The 19,530-nt window shown below is 66.2% G+C and carries 18 protein-coding genes; 9 read left to right on the top strand and 9 right to left on the bottom strand.

From position 1 onward, the window contains the following. The first annotated feature begins 2 nt into the window (after positions 1–2). A complete protein-coding gene (locus tag SFA35_RS02210) occupies positions 3–722 on the top strand; it encodes a 16S rRNA (uracil(1498)-N(3))-methyltransferase (RefSeq protein ID WP_320574745.1) in 720 nt (239 codons plus the stop codon). A 162-nt stretch (positions 723–884) separates the two neighbouring features. Here SFA35_RS02210 and trhA read toward each other — a convergent pair whose 3' ends face one another. The 7 genes from trhA to pilG all read right to left on the bottom strand — a co-directional run bounded on the left by trhA (position 885) and on the right by pilG (position 10,776). Further along, positions 885–1,502: a PAQR family membrane homeostasis protein TrhA gene (trhA, locus tag SFA35_RS02205; RefSeq protein WP_320574743.1), complete on the bottom strand. Its 618-nt coding sequence runs from the start codon at positions 1,500–1,502 to the stop codon at positions 885–887. Between the two features lie 381 nt (positions 1,503–1,883). Beyond that, positions 1,884–2,318 (bottom strand): chemotaxis protein CheW, encoded by a 435-nt coding sequence (locus SFA35_RS02200; protein WP_320578805.1) that lies wholly within the window; start codon positions 2,316–2,318, stop codon positions 1,884–1,886. Between the two features lies 1 nt (position 2,319). Next, entirely contained in the window at positions 2,320–7,251 is a 4,932-nt protein-coding gene (locus SFA35_RS02195; RefSeq protein WP_320578803.1) for an Hpt domain-containing protein, read from the bottom strand. A 42-nt stretch (positions 7,252–7,293) separates the two neighbouring features. Then, positions 7,294–9,342 carry a methyl-accepting chemotaxis protein gene (locus SFA35_RS02190; protein WP_320574741.1) on the bottom strand — a complete coding sequence of 683 codons (2,049 nt, stop codon included), beginning with the start codon at positions 9,340–9,342 and terminating at the stop codon, positions 7,294–7,296. An 18-nt stretch (positions 9,343–9,360) separates the two neighbouring features. Then, positions 9,361–9,912, bottom strand: a complete 552-nt coding sequence (locus SFA35_RS02185; protein ID WP_320574739.1) for a chemotaxis protein CheW — start codon at positions 9,910–9,912, stop codon at positions 9,361–9,363. A 14-nt stretch (positions 9,913–9,926) separates the two neighbouring features. Then, positions 9,927–10,292 carry a twitching motility response regulator PilH gene (gene pilH, locus SFA35_RS02180; protein WP_320574736.1) on the bottom strand — a complete coding sequence of 122 codons (366 nt, stop codon included), beginning with the start codon at positions 10,290–10,292 and terminating at the stop codon, positions 9,927–9,929. Positions 10,293–10,371: 79 nt separating this feature from the next. After that, positions 10,372–10,776 carry a twitching motility response regulator PilG gene (gene pilG / locus SFA35_RS02175; RefSeq protein ID WP_320574734.1) on the bottom strand — a complete coding sequence of 135 codons (405 nt, stop codon included), beginning with the start codon at positions 10,774–10,776 and terminating at the stop codon, positions 10,372–10,374. Positions 10,777–11,010: 234 nt separating this feature from the next. Between pilG and gshB the strand changes: the two genes are divergently transcribed. The 7 genes from gshB (at position 11,011) to SFA35_RS02140 (ending at position 16,912) form a co-directional block, all read left to right on the top strand. After that, complete coding sequence (gene gshB / locus SFA35_RS02170; RefSeq protein ID WP_320574732.1) at positions 11,011–11,961, top strand: glutathione synthase; 951 nt, start codon at positions 11,011–11,013, stop codon at positions 11,959–11,961. Between the two features lie 14 nt (positions 11,962–11,975). After that, the gene (locus SFA35_RS02165) at positions 11,976–12,881 is read left to right on the top strand and encodes an energy transducer TonB (protein ID WP_320574730.1); all 906 of its coding nucleotides are present in this window, start codon (positions 11,976–11,978) and stop codon (positions 12,879–12,881) included. An 82-nt stretch (positions 12,882–12,963) separates the two neighbouring features. Then, positions 12,964–13,533 carry a YqgE/AlgH family protein gene (locus SFA35_RS02160; protein WP_320574728.1) on the top strand — a complete coding sequence of 190 codons (570 nt, stop codon included), beginning with the start codon at positions 12,964–12,966 and terminating at the stop codon, positions 13,531–13,533. Next, positions 13,533–13,970, top strand: coding sequence for a Holliday junction resolvase RuvX (ruvX, locus tag SFA35_RS02155; protein WP_320574722.1), 438 nt, complete (start codon positions 13,533–13,535; stop codon positions 13,968–13,970). Before SFA35_RS02160 ends, ruvX begins: the two co-directional genes overlap by 1 nt. A gap of 103 nt (positions 13,971–14,073) precedes the next feature. Further along, positions 14,074–14,607 (top strand): bifunctional pyr operon transcriptional regulator/uracil phosphoribosyltransferase PyrR, encoded by a 534-nt coding sequence (gene pyrR / locus SFA35_RS02150; protein ID WP_320574721.1) that lies wholly within the window; start codon positions 14,074–14,076, stop codon positions 14,605–14,607. 32 nt (positions 14,608–14,639) lie between these two features. Beyond that, the gene (locus SFA35_RS02145; protein WP_320574719.1) at positions 14,640–15,644 is read left to right on the top strand and encodes an aspartate carbamoyltransferase catalytic subunit; all 1,005 of its coding nucleotides are present in this window, start codon (positions 14,640–14,642) and stop codon (positions 15,642–15,644) included. Further along, positions 15,641–16,912, top strand: a complete 1,272-nt coding sequence (locus SFA35_RS02140) for a dihydroorotase (RefSeq protein WP_320574716.1) — start codon at positions 15,641–15,643, stop codon at positions 16,910–16,912. Before SFA35_RS02145 ends, SFA35_RS02140 begins: the two co-directional genes overlap by 4 nt. An 87-nt stretch (positions 16,913–16,999) precedes the next feature. On the opposite strand, the gene SFA35_RS02135 is transcribed toward SFA35_RS02140, so the two are convergent. After that, positions 17,000–17,416: a TM2 domain-containing protein gene (locus tag SFA35_RS02135; protein WP_320574714.1), complete on the bottom strand. Its 417-nt coding sequence runs from the start codon at positions 17,414–17,416 to the stop codon at positions 17,000–17,002. A gap of 248 nt (positions 17,417–17,664) precedes the next feature. Here SFA35_RS02135 and SFA35_RS02130 point away from each other — a divergent pair, with 248 nt between their 5' ends. Then, a complete protein-coding gene (locus SFA35_RS02130; RefSeq protein WP_320574712.1) occupies positions 17,665–18,396 on the top strand; it encodes a C40 family peptidase in 732 nt (243 codons plus the stop codon). Positions 18,397–18,446: 50 nt separating this feature from the next. Here the strand turns inward: SFA35_RS02130 and SFA35_RS02125 are convergent, their stop codons facing one another. Further along, entirely contained in the window at positions 18,447–19,481 is a 1,035-nt protein-coding gene (locus SFA35_RS02125; protein WP_320574709.1) for a type IV pilus twitching motility protein PilT, read from the bottom strand. Between the last annotated feature and the right edge of the window lie 49 nt (positions 19,482–19,530).

Raw genomic sequence — 19,530 nt, 5'->3', positions numbered from 1 at the left:
CAATGAGACTGTCCCGTTTTTTCATCGACGCCCCCCTCAGCCTCGGCGAACACGAGCTGCCTGAAGCCCAGGCCCACTACATCGGGCGCGTGCTGCGCATGGCCGAAGGCGATGCCGTGCAGCTGTTCGACGGCTCGGGCGCGGAATACCTCGGCGTACTGCTGGAGGTCGGCAAGAAGCGCGTCAGCGTGCGCCTTGACGAAAGCCTCGCCGGCCAGAGCGAATCGCCGCTGCGCATTCATCTGGGCCAGGGTCTGTCGCGGGGCGAGCGCATGGACTGGGCGATCCAGAAGGCAACCGAGCTGGGCGTCAGCGAAATCACCCCGATCGTCAGCGAGCGCTGCGAAGTCCGTCTCAAGGACGAGCGCGCCGACAAGCGCCTGGCCCACTGGCGCCAGGTGGCCATCAGCGCCTGCGAGCAATGTGGCCGCTCCAGCGTCCCGGTCATTCATCCGCCCGAGCTGCTGGCCGACTGGCTGAAAAATGCCCAAGCCGAGCTCAAGCTGGTGCTGCACCCGGTCGCCGAGCCCATGATCAGCCATGCCCGGCCGGCCAGCCTGGCTTTCCTGATAGGCCCCGAGGGCGGCCTGTCCGCCGCCGAGGTCACCCAAGCGCAACAGGCCGGCTACCACGCCGCCCGCCTGGGCCCACGGGTGCTGCGCACGGAGACCGCTCCGGTGGTTGCGTTGGCCGTGGCGCAGCAGCTGTGGGGCGACTTCTAGGCTCTGTATGAAATGCATCCCAGCTCGCCCATGCGGCGTTGAAAGCACGCTGGTGCGCCAGCCCGGTCGGAATGCTCATTGACAATCAGTCAACTCCGCTTCCTCGCGCGTTTTCGCCTTGCCTGGCCTTCGCTGGAATACATTTCATACAGACCCTAAAAGCTAGACGACGAAGAAGCAGATCGCAACGAAGTGCAACAGGCTGCCGGCGATCACGAACAGGTGCCAGATGCCGTGGCCGTGCGGCACGCGCTTGTCGAGGGCGAAAAAAATGATGCCCAGCGTATAGAGGATGCCGCCGCCCGCCAGCCAGGCGAACCCGGCGGTGCCCAGTGCGGCCAGCAACGGCTTGACCGCGACCAGCACGATCCAGCCCATCAACGCGTAGATGACAATGGACAGGATGCGCGCCTCCGAGCGCGGCTTGATCTCCTGCAACATGCCTACCACGGCGAGCCCCCAGACGATACCGAATAGGCTCCAGCCCCAGGGCCCACGCAGCGTCACCAGGCAGAACGGCGTGTAGCTGCCGGCGATAAGCAGGTAGATCGACAGGTGGTCGACCTTCTGCATGATCGATTTCTTGCGCCCGCGCACGCTGTGATACACGGTCGACACGCTGTACAGCACCACCAGCGTCACCCCATAGATGGCCACCCCGACAATCTTCCAGGGGTCGCCCTGCAGGCTCGCCATCACCAGCAACCACACCGCCCCGACGAACGCCGCTGCGGCGCCCACCAGGTGCGTCCAGGCATTGAGCCGTTCACCGTGATACATCCGTTTTGCCTCCGTGAACTGCAGAACAGGAGGGCCATGCTAACGCAGATGATGTGATGGTTATATTCGGGAGGTGCGAGATAGGCGCAAGGCCGGTCCGAAACTCAATCACGCTCACCACCGGCCGCCCGCGCGGCCTATCGCGGGCTCCTACGTTTGTTTCGAACGCATGCATCCAGCGGCCGTTGCCTAAGACCGCCTTGGTGCCTGGCGGTCTGACGTCGAACAGCAAAGGCGGTCGCGGAGATGCTACTGAACGCATATAACTCGAAATAAGCGTAGGAGCGCGCGAAGCCCGCGATAGGCCGCGATAGGCCGCGCGGGCGGCCGGTGGTGGCCATATTGGACCTTTCCCCAAACTACATGAAAAGCCGTTCACACCTACAACAACCCTTCCAACCCCTCCAGGTCCGGCACCCGCGCTACCACGTCGCCGACCTGTACCGCAGCCAGTTCCAGGGGCGCCAGGGGCACGTCGACGTAGCTCAGTTGCGCATCCAGCCGGCAGGAGCGCGGGATGGCCTGGATGAGCAGGGCGATGAAGCGCCGGCCGCTGTTGCCCAGGGCATGCAGCACGACGATGCGCGCGCGCTCGCCGACCGGGCTGGGAGCATTGCAGGCGGCTTCGAAGCCGAGCAGTGGCACGGGCTGGTTGCGCCAGGTGATCAGGCCCAGGTCCCAGGGTTCGGCGTCGGCGCGACGTACGCCGGGTTGATGGTCGATCAGTTCGGCGACGGCGACGTTGGGCAGCAGCAGGTAGCGGTCGGCCAGAGGCAGCAGCAGGCCGACCAGGCTGTCCTGGCGTTGGCGGGACAGGTCAGTCACGGTGCTGGCTCCATTGCGCGATGCTTTCCAGCAGGCGGGTTTCCTGGAAGGGTTTGCCCAGGTATTCGTTGACCCCGATGGCCAGCGCCCGGTCGCGGTGTTTCTGCCCGGTGCGCGAGGTGATCATGATGATCGGCAGGCTCTTGAGGCGCGGGTGCTGGCGCACGCGGGTGGCGACTTCGAAACCGTCCATGCGCGGCATCTCGATGTCCAGCAGCAGGATGTCCGGCTGGTGGTCTTCCAGCAGGCCCATGGCTTCGACGCCGTCGCGGGCGGTCAGCACGTGCATGCCATGGCGCTCCAGCAGGCGTCCGGTCACCTTGCGCACGGTGATCGAATCGTCCACCACCATCACCAGCAGCGGCCGCGCCGGCTGGCTGAACGGCGCCGTCGGTTCGCGACCGAGCCGGGCCGCCAGCTGCACCTGGCGTGCCTGGGCGGCGCGGATCTGCGCCGGCAGGTCGAGAATCAACACGACATTGCCGTCGCCAAGGATGGTCGCCCCGGACAGCCCCGGAACTGCCGCGAACAGCGGGCCCAGGCCCTTGACCACGATCTCGCGGGAGGCCGCCACGCTGTCGACCTGCACCGCCACGTGCTGGTCGAGCGCCTGCACCAGCAGCACCGGCAAGGCCTGGGTCTGGGCGACCAGACGCGGCCCCGGGCCACCGAGCATCTGCCCCAGGTAGCGCAGGTCGTAGCGACGCCCGGCGTACTCGTACTGTGGCGGTTGCTGCTGGTAACAGGTGAGCAGTTCGCCCGGCATCACGCGCACGATGCCCTCCAGGGTGTTCAGGCCCACGGCGTACTGTTCTTCGGCACAATGCACCATCAGCGCGCGGTTGACCGACACGGTAAACGGCAGGCGGATGACGAAGCGCGCACCCTGCCCCGCCTTGGAGTCCAGGGTCATGGAGCCGCCGAGTTGCTTGACCTCCTCGTGCACGACATCCATGCCCAGGCCGCGTCCGGAGATCTGGGTGATCTTGGCCGCCGTGCTGAAGCCTGGCTGGAGGATGAACTGCAGCACGTCGTGGTCGCTGATGGCGCTGCCGGGAGCGAGCAGGCCGCGCTTGATCGCCTTGGCCCGCACGGCCTCCAGTGGCACGCCGGCGCCGTCGTCGGCGAGGACGATGACAATCTCGCCGCCCACGTGCCGCACGTCCAGATGGATGGTGCCACGCGCCGGCTTGCCGGCGGCCAGACGCACCTCGGCACGCTCCAGGCCATGGTCGACGGCGTTGCGCAGCATGTGTTCGAGCGGCGCCAGCATGCGCTCGAGGACGCTGCGGTCCATTTCACCCTGGACGCTGCCGATTTCCAGCTCGACCTGCTTGCCCAACTCGCTGGCGACCTGGCGCACCACCCGTTGCAGGCGCGGCACCATGCGTTCGAACGGCACCATGCGCGTGCGCATCAGGCCTTCCTGCAATTCGGTGTTGACCCTCGCCTGCACGCCGAGCAAGGCCTGGGCGCGATGGTTGCGCCCGGTCAGGGTGTCTTTCAGGTCGACCAGGTCCGAAGCCGATTCGAACAGCGCGCGAGACAGCTGCTGCAGTTGCGAATGGCGGTCCATTTCCAGCGGGTCGAATTCGTCGTAGCGCTGGCCGGCGCCGGCTGCCTGGTCGCGGCTGAGCATCTGGCCCTGGGTCTCGGTGTCCAGCTGGCGCAGTTGTTCGCGCATGCGCTCGATGGTGATTTCCATCTCCTGCAGCGCGGCCTGGGCGTCATCCACCTGCTGCTCGATGCGCCCATGCAACAGCGAGGTCTCGCCCGCCAGGTTGCCCAGCTCTTCGAGAAACTCGGCGGTGACCTTGACCATATCGCCGCTGCCGCGCTCGGCCGGCGCCACGCTGGGTTCGACCGTTTCGGCCGCTGCCGGCATATCAGGCAGCGGCAGTGACAAACTCGGGTCGGCAAAGCTGCGCAGTCGTTCGATCAACGCCTCGGCCGAAGCGACCGGCTGGCGCGCCCGCACCGCTTCGAGCATCTCGCTCAGGCGGTCGTGGGCCTGCTGCAAGAGCCCGAACAGCCGGTCATCGGCCCTCAAGGTGCCGGCCAGCACCTTCTCATGGAGAAATTCCAGTTCATGGGCCAGGTCGCCCACCGCAGCGATCTCCACCATGCGCGCGCCCCCCTTGAGGGTATGCAGGTCGCGCAGCAGGTTCTCCACCTGCAGCAGGTTGCCCGGCTGGTCGTGCCAGCGCTGGAGCGCCTGGGCCGAGCTGTCGAGAATGTCGAAGCCCTCCTCGAGGAAGACTTCGAGCAACTCGCTGTCTTCTTCGGCTGGGGCGGCGGGCGCGGGCTGCTCAACCTCGCTGGCCGGGTCGTGACGCAGGCGCCGGGCGGCGTCGATGACACCGGTGGCAGCGCTCGGCCATTGCTGCTGCTCAAGCTGATCGAGCATCTGCGCCAGCTGTTCGTGGGCGTCGAGCAGGACCCGCTGCAGCGCCTGGCTGTGGCCGTACTTGCCGTCCACCAGGTCTTCGTACACCGCTTCGAGTTCGTGGGCCAGGTCCGCCACGGCGGTGATTTCGGCCAGCCGCGCACCGCCCTTGAGGGTGTGCAGGTCACGCTGCAGGGAGAGCAGCGGCGCGCCGCTGGCGGGCTGCTTGAGCCAGCGCAGCAGGGCCTGGTCGGCGCTGTCGAGCAGGTCCAGGGCCTCTTCCAGAAACAGTTGCACCAGCTCGTCGGCCAGGCTAGCCGGGGCGGGGGCTGGCGCAGCGACCGGTGCGCTGTCGTGATCCAGCTGCCGGGTGAGGTCTGCCAGGTCGCTGACGCTTTGCCCGCCCTGGCCGACATGACCTACCGCGCCGGGATCCAGCGCCTCGCCGAGCAAGGCTTGCAACGCCTGCACTCGTTCGGGTCGGGCCTGCACCTCCTGGCCGGCGGCGATCTGGTCGAGCATGTCGATCAAGGCAGCATGGGCCTGTTCGGCTTCGGCGAAGAATCGCGGGCTGACGGCCAGGCTGCTTTCTTCCACGGCGCCGTACAGGTCCAGCAGCGCCTCGCACAGTTCATCGACCTGGCTCAGGTCGGCCAGGTGCGCGCCCTGGCCGAGGGTCGTGAGTTCGTCGAGCAGCGCGGTGAGTTCCTGGCGCTGGCCCGGGTGCTCGCGCCAGCGCTGCAACAGCGATTCGGCGTCGAGCAGGATGTCCATGCCCTGGGCCAGGAAACGGGTGATCAGTTGCGGGTTGCGCCGCACCCGCTGGCTGTCGGCCGGTTGCGCCTGCCAGCGCTGCAGCCGCGCCTGCAATTGCTCGTCGAGGCGCGCCACCAGCGCCGGGCCACCGGCCAGGGCCGCCGCCGGGTCGTCCGGCGCCTGCGCCAGCCAGGCCTGCAACAGCGCCAGGGCATCGCCCAGCAACTCCCTGTCGGGCGCCAGCAAGGCCAGTTGATGGGCCTTGTATTCGCGCGCCAGCAGGTCGAGGCTGTCGGCCAGCGTCGCCACCGCCGGCACGCCGGCGACATGGGCGCTGCCTTTGAGGGTGTGCAGGGCGCGCACCAACTCGTCGCTCACCGGGACACTGTCCTGCTCGTCATGGGCTGCCAAAAAGCCGCTCACGCTGTGCAGATGCGCCAGCACCTCGCTGCGAAAGATCTCCAGCAGCTGGCCGTCCGCGCCTGGCAGCGCCGGGTCGCCCTTGGCCAAGGCATGGGCACTGGCGGCCAGGCGGTCGACATCGTCATGTTGGCGTTGGCGCTGACCGGAGAATTCGTCGATCAGCGCCGGCAAGCGCTGGATCGCCTGCTCCACCAGCGCCAGGCGTGGCGCGCTGGCCTGCACACTGCCCTCCAGCAGCCGATTGAGCAGGCTTTCGAGGGCCCAGGCCAGTTCGCTCAGCACCAACGCGCCAACCATCCGGCCGCTGCCCTTGAGCGTGTGGAAAGCCCGGCGCAGCTCCTGCAGGGCCTGGCGGTCGGCAGGCTGGCGCTGCCACTGCGGCCAGTGGGCGCGCAGGGCGGCCAGTACCTCGGCGGCCTCTTCGAGGAACACTTCGAGCAGTTCGTCGTCGACCCGGGCGGCATCGGCGTCCGGCGGCAGCAGGCTGGCCGGTATCGACTGTGGCATGGGGTTGAGCGTCGGCGGCGCAGAGGGCGCCCCGCTCTGCGCGGGCAGCGCGGACGGCGCCGGGCCAAGCTGGGCTGGAGGGGCGATCTCGCGCGGCTCGTAGCCGAGCATCATCAGATCGTCTTCCGCCAGGTCCAGCAGGCCTTCGTCGGGCAGGTTGGGCTGGCTGCCAAGCTGGTCGAGGTAGTAATCGATGCTGCTCAGCGCATCGCTGATTTCATCGGCCAGCCGACGGCTGCGGCTGGCGCCGATGAACTCGCGGCAGGCGTTGACCAATGCGGCGGCGCGGTCGATGCCGAGCATGCTCAGCGCACCGCGCACCTGGGTCAACAGCTCGACGGCCAGCGTCAGCGGCGCGGCTTCATGCTCGACCAGCGGCCGCGCACCGTCCTGGTGATCGAGAATGCACGCCTTGACCTGGCGCAGGCAGGTCCGCGCCTCGGCCAGTACCAGCCGATGGATCTGCGCCAAGTCCATGCTCGGCGCCGCCGTCACGGCGGCGTTGGGCGCAGTGGCCTGGCTGGGCTCGAGCGAGCCGATGCGCCCGGCCAGGGTGGCCTCGACGTACAGCAAGGCGCCGGCGACGTCCACCAGCACGGCGTCATCGGCCGGCCGCGTGCCTTGCGCCAGGCTTTGCAGCACCGCCAGTTGGTCGATGATGACCTTGCGCGGCTGGCCGAAGCCGAGCACCGCCAGGGTGTCGGCGACCTGGCGCAAGGCGGGCAGCAGCGCGTCCAGGTCGCTGGCCTGCTGGCGATCGCCAAGCACGAACAGGTCGAGCTGGTCCTTGACCCGCACCAGCTCTTCACGCATGGCTGTGACCACCGAGCGCAGGGCGACGTAATCGGGCAACTCAGCCATACAGGCTCCGGGGCGACGTGATCATGGTACGCCTCACGGGACCTGCCGAGCGGGCGGCAAGGTGAAACCGGAGACGCTGCGGCGCATGTCGCTGGCCATGCGCGCCAGGTTGCCGATGCTTTCAGCGGTGGCGGTGGAGCCCGAGGAGGTTTGCTCGGTGATCTGCTGGATCACCGACATGGTGTGGGAGATCTGCCCGGCCGAGCTGGTCTGCTGTTGCGCGGCGTTGGAGATGCTGTGGATCAGCGCCGCGAGGTCCTCGGACACGCCTTCGATCTCCTCCAGGGCGATGCCGGCGTCCTGCGCCAACCGCGCCCCGCGCACCACCTCGCTGGTGGTCTGCTCCATGGAGATCACCGCCTCGTTGGTGTCGGCCTGGATCGCCCGTACCAGTGTCTCGATCTGCCGGGTGGCCGAGGAAGAACGCTCGGCCAGACGCTGCACTTCGTCGGCCACCACGGCAAAGCCGCGCCCGGCCTCGCCAGCCATCGACGCCTGGATCGCCGCGTTGAGCGCAAGGATGTTGGTCTGGTCGGCAATGTCGTCGATCAGGCTGACGATGTCACCGATTTCCTGGGACGATTCACCCAGGCGCTTGATGCGTTTGGCGGTGTCCTGAATCTGTTCGCGGATGTTGTCCATGCCGCGGATGGTGTTGTGCACCACCTCGTTGCCCTTGTTGGCAATGGTCACCGAGCGCTCGGCGACCTTGGCCGACTCGGCGGCGTTGGCCGACACCTGGTCGATGGACTGCGCCATGTCGCTGATGGCCATGGATGCATCGCTGATCTGCTGGGCCTGCTGCTCGGAGGCCACGGCCAGCTGGCGGGCGGTGGCCTGGGTGTCGACCACCGCTGCGGCGACTTCCTCGGCCGTCAGGTTGATGGTGCCCACCAGGTCGCGCAGCTGGTCCACGGAGTAGTTGATGGAGTCGGCAATGGTACCGGTGAAGTCCTCGGTCACCGAGGCGCTGACGGTCAAGTCGCCGTCGGCGAGGTCTTCGATCTCGTTGAGCAGGCGCATGATCGCGGTCTGGTTGCGTTCGTTCTTTTCTGCGGTTTCGCGCAGACGGCGGTTGGTCTCGCGGACCATCACCAGGCCGATCAGGATGATCGACGCCAGGGCGGCCAGGCCCAGCACATAGCCGCCGATGGTGTCGACCGAGCGGCCGCTGGCAAGGTTCTCGAAACCGGCGGCCAGGTGCGAGGCCTCGTCGAGCAGGCTCTGCGACTGGTTGAAGATGTTGCCTGAGGCCTCGCGCACCTTGAACAGTTCCGGCGAGGTCTCGAGGATCTCGTCCACCGAGCCGGAGACGAATTCGAACAGTTCGGCAATTTCGCGCAGGCGCGCTTGGGCGTCCTTGTCCTGCACCTGGCTCATCTGGATGCTGGCGTCGCCGTCGAGCATGCCGCGCAGCACCTGGCCGAAGCGGTTGGCGTCGTGACCAAAGGATTCGGCGGCCTGCCCGGCGCTTTCATCGCCCGACAGCACCGTGTTGACCGAGCCCAGGATGCGCTCGGCAAGCAGCGACTGACGCTGCGCGACCGCCACCTGGGCGGCCGGAGCGCCACGCTGCAGGAGGATTTCCACCACCTTCTCGTATTCGACCTGCAGCTGCGGCACGGTCTCGGCGAGCGTCGCGGCGACCTGGTGCAGGGACAGCACGGTCTGCTCGCTGGCCAGGATCGCGTCGGTGTTGCTGCGCAGGCCGTCCCAGTCGGCCTGCACGCGCTTCATCTGCGCCTGCACGGCGGCCGGCGCCGGTGGCAGACCGGTGTGCCGATCGCCGTTCTTCAGCACGCCCCAGCGCCGTTCGAACTCGTTGCGCGCCTCGCTCAGCAGCTTGAACGCCGGCGCCTTGCCGGCAGCGGCCTCGGTGGCGTTCTTGGCGATGCGCTGGGACAGCACGCGCAGCTCGCCAGCATGGCCGATGTACTGCTTGTCATAGGTGGACTGGGTGTTGAGGTAGGCGAAGTTGGCGAACAGCAACATGATGAACACGATCAGGGCGACGAACAGCCCGGCGATCTGGGCGCTGCTGCGCGAGCCTTCCACTGAGTTGCCTGCCATTAGCTTAATCATGGGCCGTCCTGTCGCCGCTCACAGTGCCACGTCGCGAAACGCCGCGGCCTGGACCAGTGCGAACGGGCTGAACACCTGCCAGTTCCGCTCGCGCTGAAAAGATCCTTGAAGGTAAGGCGCCAAGGCGGGGTGGGCGCTGGCCGGCAGCGCCAGGTCGAGGCCGTGCAGGTCGAAGTGCTGCAGGCCACTGACTTCGTCCACCAGCAGGCCGGCGTAGACGTCCTGGCGGTCGACCACCAGCACTCGGCGCTGCGTGCGCGGCGCCAGCAGCTCGGGCTCGGCATCCAGGCCCAGGCAGGCGCCCAGGTCCATCAGCGCCAGCAGTTGCCCGCGCAGATTGACCATGCCCAGCACCCAGGGTTTGACGCCCGGCAGGCGGGTCACATGGGGTGGGTGCAGCACCTCGGCGACCTCGGCCATGGGCGCGACGTACCAGGCCTGGCCCAGGCGAAAGCCGATGCCGCTCCAGCTCTGCAGGCGCGTGCTCTGCGCCGGCAGGCTGGCGGCACGCTGGCGGCAGCGCTGATCGATGCCCAGCAGCAGCTCGAACGCGGTACGCGAGGCCGGCATGACGGTCGCCGGGCTCAGCCGCCGAGTACCGCGTTGAGGGTCTTGATCAGGGTTTCTTCGTCGACCGGCTTGGTCAGATAGTCGCGCGCCCCTTGGCGGGTACCCCAAACCTTGTCGGTTTCCTGATCCTTGGTGGTGATGATGATGACCGGAATGTGCGCGGTCTCCGAGTCCTTGGTCAGTTGACGGGTGGCCTGGAAGCCGTTGAGGCCCGGCATGACGATGTCCATGAGCACCGCGTCGGGCTTCTCCTGGCGGGCCAGCGCCACGCCGTCGCCGCCGTTTTCGGCCTTGAGCACCTCATGCCCGTGTTTTTCGAGCATGCCGGTGAGTTTGTACATTTCGGTCGGCGAATCGTCGACGATCAGAATTCGAGCCATGCTGTTCCCCGTTCCTTGAAAGACGCCGGCCGGTAGGGCCTGGCGTCAGAAAATCTGTTGTTGCGTTGTCGTTGTAGTGTCACAGATGTTCGACGGTCGCGAAGCCCGGCACGTGCGCCTTGATGGCGCCCAGCAGCTCCTCGCGGCTGAAGGGTTTGGTCAGGTACTGGTCGGAACCGGCCGTACGCCCCCGTGCCTTGTCGAACAGCCCGTCCCGCGAGGACAGCATGATCACCGGAATCGCCTTGAACAGGCTGTGGTTCTTGATCAGCGCGCACGTCTGGTAGCCATCCAGGCGCGGCATCATGATGTCGACGAAGATGATTCGCGGATGGTTGTCGGCGATCTTGGCCAGCGCATCGAAACCATCGACTGCCGTGATCACCTCGCAACCGGCGTTCTTGAGCAGCATTTCGGCGGTTCGACGAATCGTCCGAGAGTCATCGATGACCATTACTTTCAGGGCTGGCGGCTGAAGATCCATGGGGCACTCTTGAATCCGTAACGGCATCGCAGGCTGGATCGAGCAGGGCCCGGCGAACCGGCCAGGGGCTTGGCAACGTGCACACTATGGGTCTCTTTTTAACATACTCTAAAGAGGCGTTCCATCGGCCCGACCGTTCAGTGTTTTTCCTTGACCGCGAGCCTCGCCGGCGCCACCCTGACGCCACTTTTCAGAGGCCGCTGCGGGCGGCCCGCCGACTATGAGGATTGACCCATGAGCGTTCGCGTCGGGATTGTCATGGACCCTATCGCCAACATTTCCTATAAAAAGGACAGTTCGTTGGCCATGCTGCTGGCGGCCCAGGCACGCGGCTGGACCCTGTTCCACATGGAAATCCAGGACCTCTACCAGGGCGCTGGCCAGGCCCGTGCGCGCATGCGCCCGCTCAAGGTGTTCGCCGACCCCGAGCACTGGTTCGAATTCGAGTCGGAGTTCGATGCGCCACTGGCTGACCTCGACGTGATCCTGATGCGCAAGGATCCGCCGTTCGACATGGAGTTCGTCTACTCCACCTACCTGCTCGAACAGGCCGAGCGCGCCGGCGTGCTGGTGGTCAACCGGCCGCAGAGCCTGCGCGACTGCAACGAGAAGTTGTTCGCCACGCTGTTCCCGCAGTGCACGCCGCCGACCCTGGTCAGCCGCCGCGCCGACATCATCCGCGAGTTCGCCGCCGAGCATGGCGACGTCATCCTCAAGCCGCTCGACGGCATGGGCGGCACCTCGATCTTCCGCCACCGCCCGGGCGACCCCAACCTGTCGGTGATCCTCGAGACCCTGACCGCGCTGGGCAGCCAGCAGATCATGGCCCAGGCCTACCTGCCGGCGATCAAGGATGGCGACAAGCGCATCCTCATGGTCGATGGCGAGCCGGTGCCCTATTGCCTGGCGCGCATCCCGGCGGCCGGTGAAACCCGCGGCAACCTGGCCGCCGGCGGGCGTGGCGAGGCGCGGCCACTGACCGAGCGCGACCGCTGGATCGCTGCCCAGGTCGGCCCGGTGCTGCGGGAAAAGGGCCTGCTGTTCGTCGGCCTCGACGTGATCGGCGAACACCTGACCGAAATCAACGTGACCAGCCCGACCTGCATCCGCGAGATCGACAACGCCTTTGGCACCGACATCGGCGGCATGCTGATGGATGTGATCGCCGCGAAGTTGCAGCGCTGACGACGACGCCCAGCATGAATCTACCCGCTCAGATCCCCGCCCAGCTTCGCCCGCAGTTCAACCGTCCCGCCGACCGCCTGGGTCTGACCCTGGTGATCGCGGCGCTGTTGCACGTGGTGGTGATTCTCGGCGTGGGTTTCAGCGTGGCCAAGCCCGAGCAAATCAGCCAGACCCTGGAAATCACCCTGGCGCCGTTCAAGAGCGCCAAAGCGCCGAAGCAGGCCGACTATCTGGCCCAGGACAACCAGGAAGGCAGCGGCGAGCTGGACAAGAAAGCCTTGCCCAAGACCACCGAGATTGCGCCCTTCCAGGACAACCGCATCAACAAGGTCACCCCGCCACCGGCCAGCCGGCAGAAGGTCGAGAGCACCCCGGAGCCCGAGAAGAAAGCGGTGACCACCATCGCGCCCAAGACGCAGAAGGTCGAGGTCAAGCGCGCCGAGGTCAAGACCGAACAGCCGCCCAAGGCCGACACCCCGGACTTCGACAGCTCCCAGGTGTCCAGCGAGATCTCCAGCCTGGAGGCCGAGCTGGCCAAGGAGCAGCAGCTGTATGCCAAGCGCCCGCGCATCCACCGCCTCAGCGCCGCCTCGACCATGCACGACAAGGGGGCCTGGTACAAGGACGACTGGCGCAAGAAGGTCGAGCGCATCGGCAACCTCAACTACCCCGAGGAAGCGCGCCGCCAGCAGATCTACGGCAGCCTGCGGCTGATGGTGTCGATCAACAGCGACGGCTCGCTGTATGAGGTTCTGGTGCTGGAATCCTCGGGCCAACCCCTGCTGGACCAGGCCGCCCAGCGCATCGTGCGCCTGGCCGCACCCTTCGCACCCTTCACCGGGGACCTGTCGGATGTCGACCGGCTGGAAATCATCCGCACCTGGCGGTTCGACAAGGGCGACCACCTGTCGAGCAACTGACGGGCGCGACATCCGTGGCCCAGTGTGAAAAAGCCGCCCCTCGGCTTGTCAGGTCGACCTGCCGAAGCCACACTGTCACGTTATGAAAAACGTCGAACCGACTTACCTCAAGCATCAGTTTCTGATCGCCATGCCGCACATGGCGGACCCCAACTTTGCCCAGACCTTGACCTACATCGTCGAGCACAGCGCCCATGGCGCCATGGGCCTGGTGGTCAACCGCCCGCAGGAGCTCAACCTGGCCGACATCCTCGAACAGCTGCGCCCCGACATCGACCCGCCGCTGGCCTGCCACGGCGTGCCGATCTACATCGGCGGCCCGGTGCAGACCGACCGTGGCTTCGTCCTGCACCCCAGTGGCCCGACCTTCCAGGCCACCGTGGAGCTCGGCGGTTTGGCATTGTCCACCTCCCAGGACGTGCTGTTCGCCATCGCCGACGGCGTGGGCCCGCAAAAGAGCCTGATCACCCTCGGCTACGCCGGCTGGGAAGCCGGGCAACTGGAGGCCGAGCTGGCCGACAACGCCTGGCTCACCTGCCCGTTCGACCCCGACATCCTCTTCGCCATGACCAGCGAGCAGCGCCTGGGCGCGGCCGCCGCGCGCCTGGGTGTGGATCTCAACCTGCTGACCAGCCAGGCGGGCCACGCCTGATGGCGGGGATCAAGCTGCTGCTGGGCTTCGACTACGGCACCAAACAGATCGGCGTGGCAGTGGGCCAGGTGATCACCGCCCAGGCCCGCGAGCTGTGCACGCTCAAGGCGCAGAACGGCATTCCCGACTGGTCGCAGATCGAGGCGTTGGTACGCGAATGGAAGCCCGACGCCATGGTCGTCGGCCTGCCGCTGAACATGGACGGCACGCCAAGCGACATGTGCGTGCGTGCCGAGAAGTTCGCCCGCCGCCTCAACGGTCGCTTCAATGTGCCAGTGCACACCCACGACGAGCGCCTGACCACCTTCGAAGCCAAGGGCGAGCGCATGGCCCGGGGCGGCCAGAAGGGCAGCTACAGCAAGAACCCAGTGGATGCCATCGCCGCACGGTTGCTGTTGCAGGGCTGGCTGGAAGAAAATGTTCACCTTCTGAATTGATTCGGGGCCAGGCGCCTGGAAACGGGGCACGCCGTTACCGAGCGAGTTCGGTGCCACAGGAATCAGACCGCACCGGTGATTGGTGCTCTTACAGGAACCTTCGATGACCTTACCCAACCCCGCCGAACTGATCGCCCGCATGGCCAGCGAGCTGACCGCGCATCTGGCGCGGCGGCAGATCGACCAGCCGCGTTTCATCGGCATCCGCACCGGCGGCGTCTGGGTGGCCGGCGCCCTGCTCGAGGCACTGGGCAGCGACGCCCCGCTAGGCACCCTCGACGTGTCCTTCTACCGTGACGACTTCAGCCAGAACGGCCTGCACCCGCAGGTGCGGCCTTCCGAGCTGCCGTTCGAGATCGATGGCCAGCACCTGGTGCTGGTGGACGACGTGCTGATGAGTGGCCGTACCATCCGCGCCGCCCTCAACGAGCTGTTCGACTACGGCCGTCCGGCCAGTGTGACGCTGGTCTGCCTGCTCGACCTGGACGCCGGCGAACTGCCGATCCGCCCGAACATCGTCGGCGCCACCCTGTCGCTGCAAGCCAATGAGCGGGTAAAATTGCTCGGCCCCGCCCCGCTCGCCCTCGAGCGCCAGGATCTCGACAACCCTTGCAGCCCTTCCCCAGCGGGCCAATAACCCCTGCCGCCCCGTAAAGAGACCTTCCCGCGATGACGCCGATTGACGCCAAGCGCCCGCTGCAGCTCAACCACCAGGGCCAGCTACGCCATTTTCTTTCCCTCGACGGTTTGCCCCGCGAACTGCTCACGGAAATTCTCGACACCGCCGACTCCTTCCTCGAAGTCGGTGCCCGCGCCGTGAAGAAGGTCCCGCTGCTGCGTGGCCGTACCGTGTGCAACGTGTTCTTCGAGAATTCCACGCGCACCCGCACCACCTTCGAGCTGGCGGCCCAGCGGCTGTCTGCCGACGTGATCACCCTGAACGTGTCGACTTCCTCGACCAGCAAGGGCGAGACGCTGTTCGACACCCTGCGCAACCTGGAAGCCATGGCCGCCGACATGTTCGTGGTGCGCCACAGTGATTCCGGCGCCGCACACTTCATCGCCGAGCAGGTCTGCCCGCAGGTGGCGATCATCAACGGTGGCGACGGCCGCCACGCGCACCCGACCCAGGGCATGCTCGACATGCTGACCATCCGCCGTCACAAGGGCAGCTTCGAGAACCTCTCGGTGGCCATCGTCGGCGACATCCTGCACTCGCGGGTGGCGCGCTCGAACATGATCGCGCTCAAGGCCCTGGGGTGCCCGGACATCCGTGTGATCGGCCCGAAAACCCTGCTGCCGGTCGGCATCGAGCAGTACGGCGTGACCGTGTACACCGACCTGGCGCAGGGCCTCAAGGACGTCGACGTGGTGATCATGCTGCGCCTGCAGCGCGAACGCATGCAGGGCGGCCTGCTGCCCAGCGAAGGCGAGTTCTACCGCCTGTTCGGCTTGACCACCGCGCGCCTGGCCGGGGCTAAACCGGACGCGATCGTCATGCACCCGGGGCCGATCAACCGCGGCGTGGAAATCGAGTCGGCGGTGGCCGACGGCGCCCATTCGGTGATTCTCAACCAGGTGACCTACGGCATCGCCGTGCGCATGGCCGTGCTGTCGATGGCCATGAGTGGACAAACCGCCCAGCGACAATTCGAGCAGGAGAGCGCCCAGTGAGCCTCAGTATTCTTGGCGCCCGCGTCATCGACCCGGCCAGCGGCCTGGACCAGGTCAGCGACCTGCACGTCAGCGAAGGCCGCATCATCGCCATCGGCGCCGCCCCTGCCGGCTTCAGCCCCAGCCAGAGCATCGACGCCCAGGGCCTGATCGCCGCTCCGGGCCTGGTCGACCTCAACGTCGCCCTGCGCGAGCCGGGCTACAGCCGCAAGGGCAGCATCGCCAGCGAGACCCGCGCAGCCGCTGCCGGTGGCGTCACCAGCCTGTGCTGCCCACCGCGCACGCGTCCGGTGCTGGACACCTCGGCGGTGGCCGAGCTGATCCTGGACCGCGCCCGCGAAGCCGGGCACTGCAAGGTCTATCCAATCGGCGCCCTGAGCAAGGGCCTGGAAGGCGAGCAACTGGCCGAGCTGGTCGCCCTGCGCGACGTCGGCTGCGTGGCGTTCGGCAATGGCCTGGAGAGCTTTCGCAACACCCGCACCCTGTGCCGGGCACTGGAGTACGCGGCCACCTTCGACCTGACGGTGATCTTCCACTCCCAGGACCGTGATCTGGCCCAGGGTGGCCTGGCCCACGAAGGCCCGACCGCCAGCTTCCTGGGCCTGGCCGGCATTCCGGAAACCGCCGAGACCGTGGCTCTGGCCCGCGACCTGCTGCTGGTCGAGCAAAGCGGCGTGCGCGCGCACTTCAGCCAGCTGACCAGCGCCCGCGGCGTCGAGCTGATCGCCCAGGCCCAGGCCCGCGGCCTGCCGGTGACGGCGGACGTGGCGCTGTACCAGTTGATTCTCACCGACGAGGCGCTGCTGGACTTCTCCAGCCTCTACCACGTGCAACCGCCGCTGCGCACCCGCGCCGACCGCGACGGCTTGCGCGCGGCGGTCAAGGCCGGGGTGGTGCAGGCGATCTCCAGCCACCACCAGCCCCACGAGCGCGACGCCAAGCTGGCTCCGTTCGCGGCCACCGAGCCTGGCATCAGCAGCGTCGAGCTGCTGCTGCCGCTGGCCCTGACCCTGGTCGAGGACGGCCTGCTCGACCTGCCTACCCTGCTGGCACGCCTGAGCCACGGCCCGGCCCGTGCCATGAGCCTGCCGGTGGGCGAATTGAAGGTGGGCGGCTGGGCCGACCTGGTACTGTTCGACCCTGCTACCTCGACGGTGGCCGGCGAGCGCTGGCTATCGAAAGGCGAGAACTGCCCGTTCCTCGGGCACAGCCTGCCGGGCGCGGTGCGTTATACGCTGGTGGATGGGCATATCAGCTTCACGGGTTGAGGTCGGTAAACCGGCCTGGCGACCTGTCGGGCGCTTGGCCCCCTCCCACCTCAAGCGTGGGAGCGGTCGCCAGGCCGGTCTTGCCACTCACCCCCGGGCATTCTTCAACGACACCTGGTCGTTCAGGGTCCAGAAGTCGTACAGCACACCGATCAGAAAGAACCCGCCGGTAAAGAAGTACAGGATCGCCGTGAGCCATTTGCCCATGTACAAGCGATGCACGCCAAACACCCCGAGAAAGGTCAGCAGAGCCCAGGCGATGTTGTAGTCGGTACGTCCGGCGTAGAAGCGCGCGTCTGCCTCGCGGTCCATGGCGGGGATGAGAAAGAAGTCGATGAGCCAGCCGATGCCCAGCAGGCCGAGGGTGAAAAACCACAAGGTGCCGGTTATCGGCTTGCCGTAATAGAAGCGATGCGCGCCGGTGAAACCGAAAATCCACAGCAGGTAACCGACGACCTTGCTGTGGGTGTCATGGAAAGGGGCACCGTCGTGATAGCTGTTCATTCTGTGCGCGAGCTCTCTGATAGATAAATTTTCTAAAGATTTGTGTGACTTTTTTGTGTCCATCCGACGTGCGGTTTCGCAACCGTTTGCAACAAAAAAAGCCCGTGATTGCTGAGTTACACGGCTACTTGCGAACCAATAGCCGCTTGCTGGTCACTTTTCGGTCCCTTTTGACCGCCGGTCATGGATTAAAAGTTCAACAAAAAGCTGTTATAAAGTTTCGCGCTTATCAACCAGAGCCCTGCCGAATGCGTCCTTTTTTCAAGACATGGCTAACTATTTGCCTTTTATTGCCCCTGGCCGCCCACGCCACCAACCGTGAGCAACGACTTCCCGCCGGCTTCACCGGCCACACCGCCAAAGGCGGAGCACAGGAACAGAAGCAGGACCCCAAAGCCAGCAAAGCTGCCGCGCCAAGCGACGACGTCGCCACTGTGACCACCCCGGCCCTGCCGGCCGCACCCAAGCGCCACCACAAGGGCCGTAAAGGTGCAGAACCGGCCGCCGCTGTCGCGGTCGCCAACGCTCACGGCGCGACCAAGCAGAGCGATGCGGTGCTCAGCCGTGCGGTCAAGGCGCTCGGCAAGCCCTACGTCTGGGGTGGCAGCAGCCCGACGCGCGGTTTCGACTGCAGCGGGCTGGTCAAGTATGCCTTCAACAACGTCCATGCTGCCGACCTGCCACGTACCTCCAATGCCATGTCCAAAGGTCATGGCGAGAAGATCGCGCAGAAGGACTTGAAGCCAGGCGACCTGCTGTTTTTCTCCACCGAGAGCCGTCAAGTCAACCACGTGGCCATCTACCTGGGCAACGATCGTTTCATCCACGCGCCGCGTACCGGCAAGTCGGTGACCATCGATACCCTGAACAAGCCGTACTGGCAGAGCCACTACGTGGTTGCCAAGCGCGTGCTGCCCAAGGACAAGACCACCAAACACGCGCCGGCCATGCGCCTGGCGAGCACTGCGCGCAACTTGTAAGGACGCCCTCCCTGGCGAGCCGCTACTGATGCCTGCACAACGAACCCCGGTCAGAAATTGTCCGGGGTTTTTGCTTTTTCGCGGGCCGCTTCGCGGCCGATGATGCCGCGGGTGACCAGGTCCTTGAGGCACATGTCCAAGGTCTGCATGCCCAGCGCGCCGCCGGTCTGAATCGACGAGTACATCTGTGCCACCTTGTCCTCGCGGATCAGGTTGCGGATGGCCGGGGTGCCGATCATGATTTCGTGGGCCGCAACCCGCCCACCGCCGACTTTCTTCAACAGGGTCTGGGAAATCACCGCCTGCAGGGATTCGGACAGCATCGAACGGACCATGGACTTCTCCTCGGCCGGGAACACGTCGACCACCCGGTCGATGGTCTTGGCTGCCGAGGTGGTGTGCAGGGTGCCGAACACCAGGTGCCCGGTTTCTGCGGCGGTCAGCGCCAGGCGGATGGTCTCCAGGTCGCGCAACTCGCCCACCAGGATCACGTCCGGGTCTTCGCGCAATGCCGAGCGCAGGGCGTGGGAGAAGCCCAGCGTGTCGCGGTGCACCTCGCGCTGGTTGACCAGGCACTTCTTCGACTCGTGGACGAACTCGATCGGGTCCTCGATGGTGAGGATGTGGTGATGCTTGTTGTTGTTCAGGTAGTCGATCATCGCCGCCAGGGTGGTCGACTTGCCTGAACCGGTCGGCCCGGTGACCAGCACCAGCCCACGCGGGACGTCTGTAATCTTGCGAAACACATCTCCCATGCCGAGATCTTCCATGCTCAGCACCTTCGACGGGATGGTCCGGAACACCGCACCGGCACCGCGATTCTGGTTGAAGGCGTTCACCCGAAAGCGCGCCACGCCTGGCACTTCGAAGGAAAAGTCGGTCTCCAGGAATTCCTCGAAGTCCTTGCGCTGCTTGTCGTTCATGATGTCGTAGATCAGCTCGTGGACCTGTTTGTGGTCCAGGGCCGGCAGGTTGATGCGCCGTACGTCGCCATCCACGCGGATCATCGGCGGCAGGCCGGCCGAGAGGTGCAGGTCGGAAGCGCCTTGTTTGGCGCTGAAGGCCAGAAGTTCTGTGATGTCCATGAGACTCCCCAAATACAGACAAGCAGGTAGAATGCCGCAGACCCGAAAC

Origin of the sequence: Pseudomonas sp. HR96 (genome assembly GCF_034059295.1) — a bacterium.
Lineage (GTDB): Bacteria > Pseudomonadota > Gammaproteobacteria > Pseudomonadales > Pseudomonadaceae > Aquipseudomonas.
The sequence above is the reverse complement of the archived record's forward strand: the minus strand, read 5'-3'. Positions and strand labels throughout refer to the sequence as shown.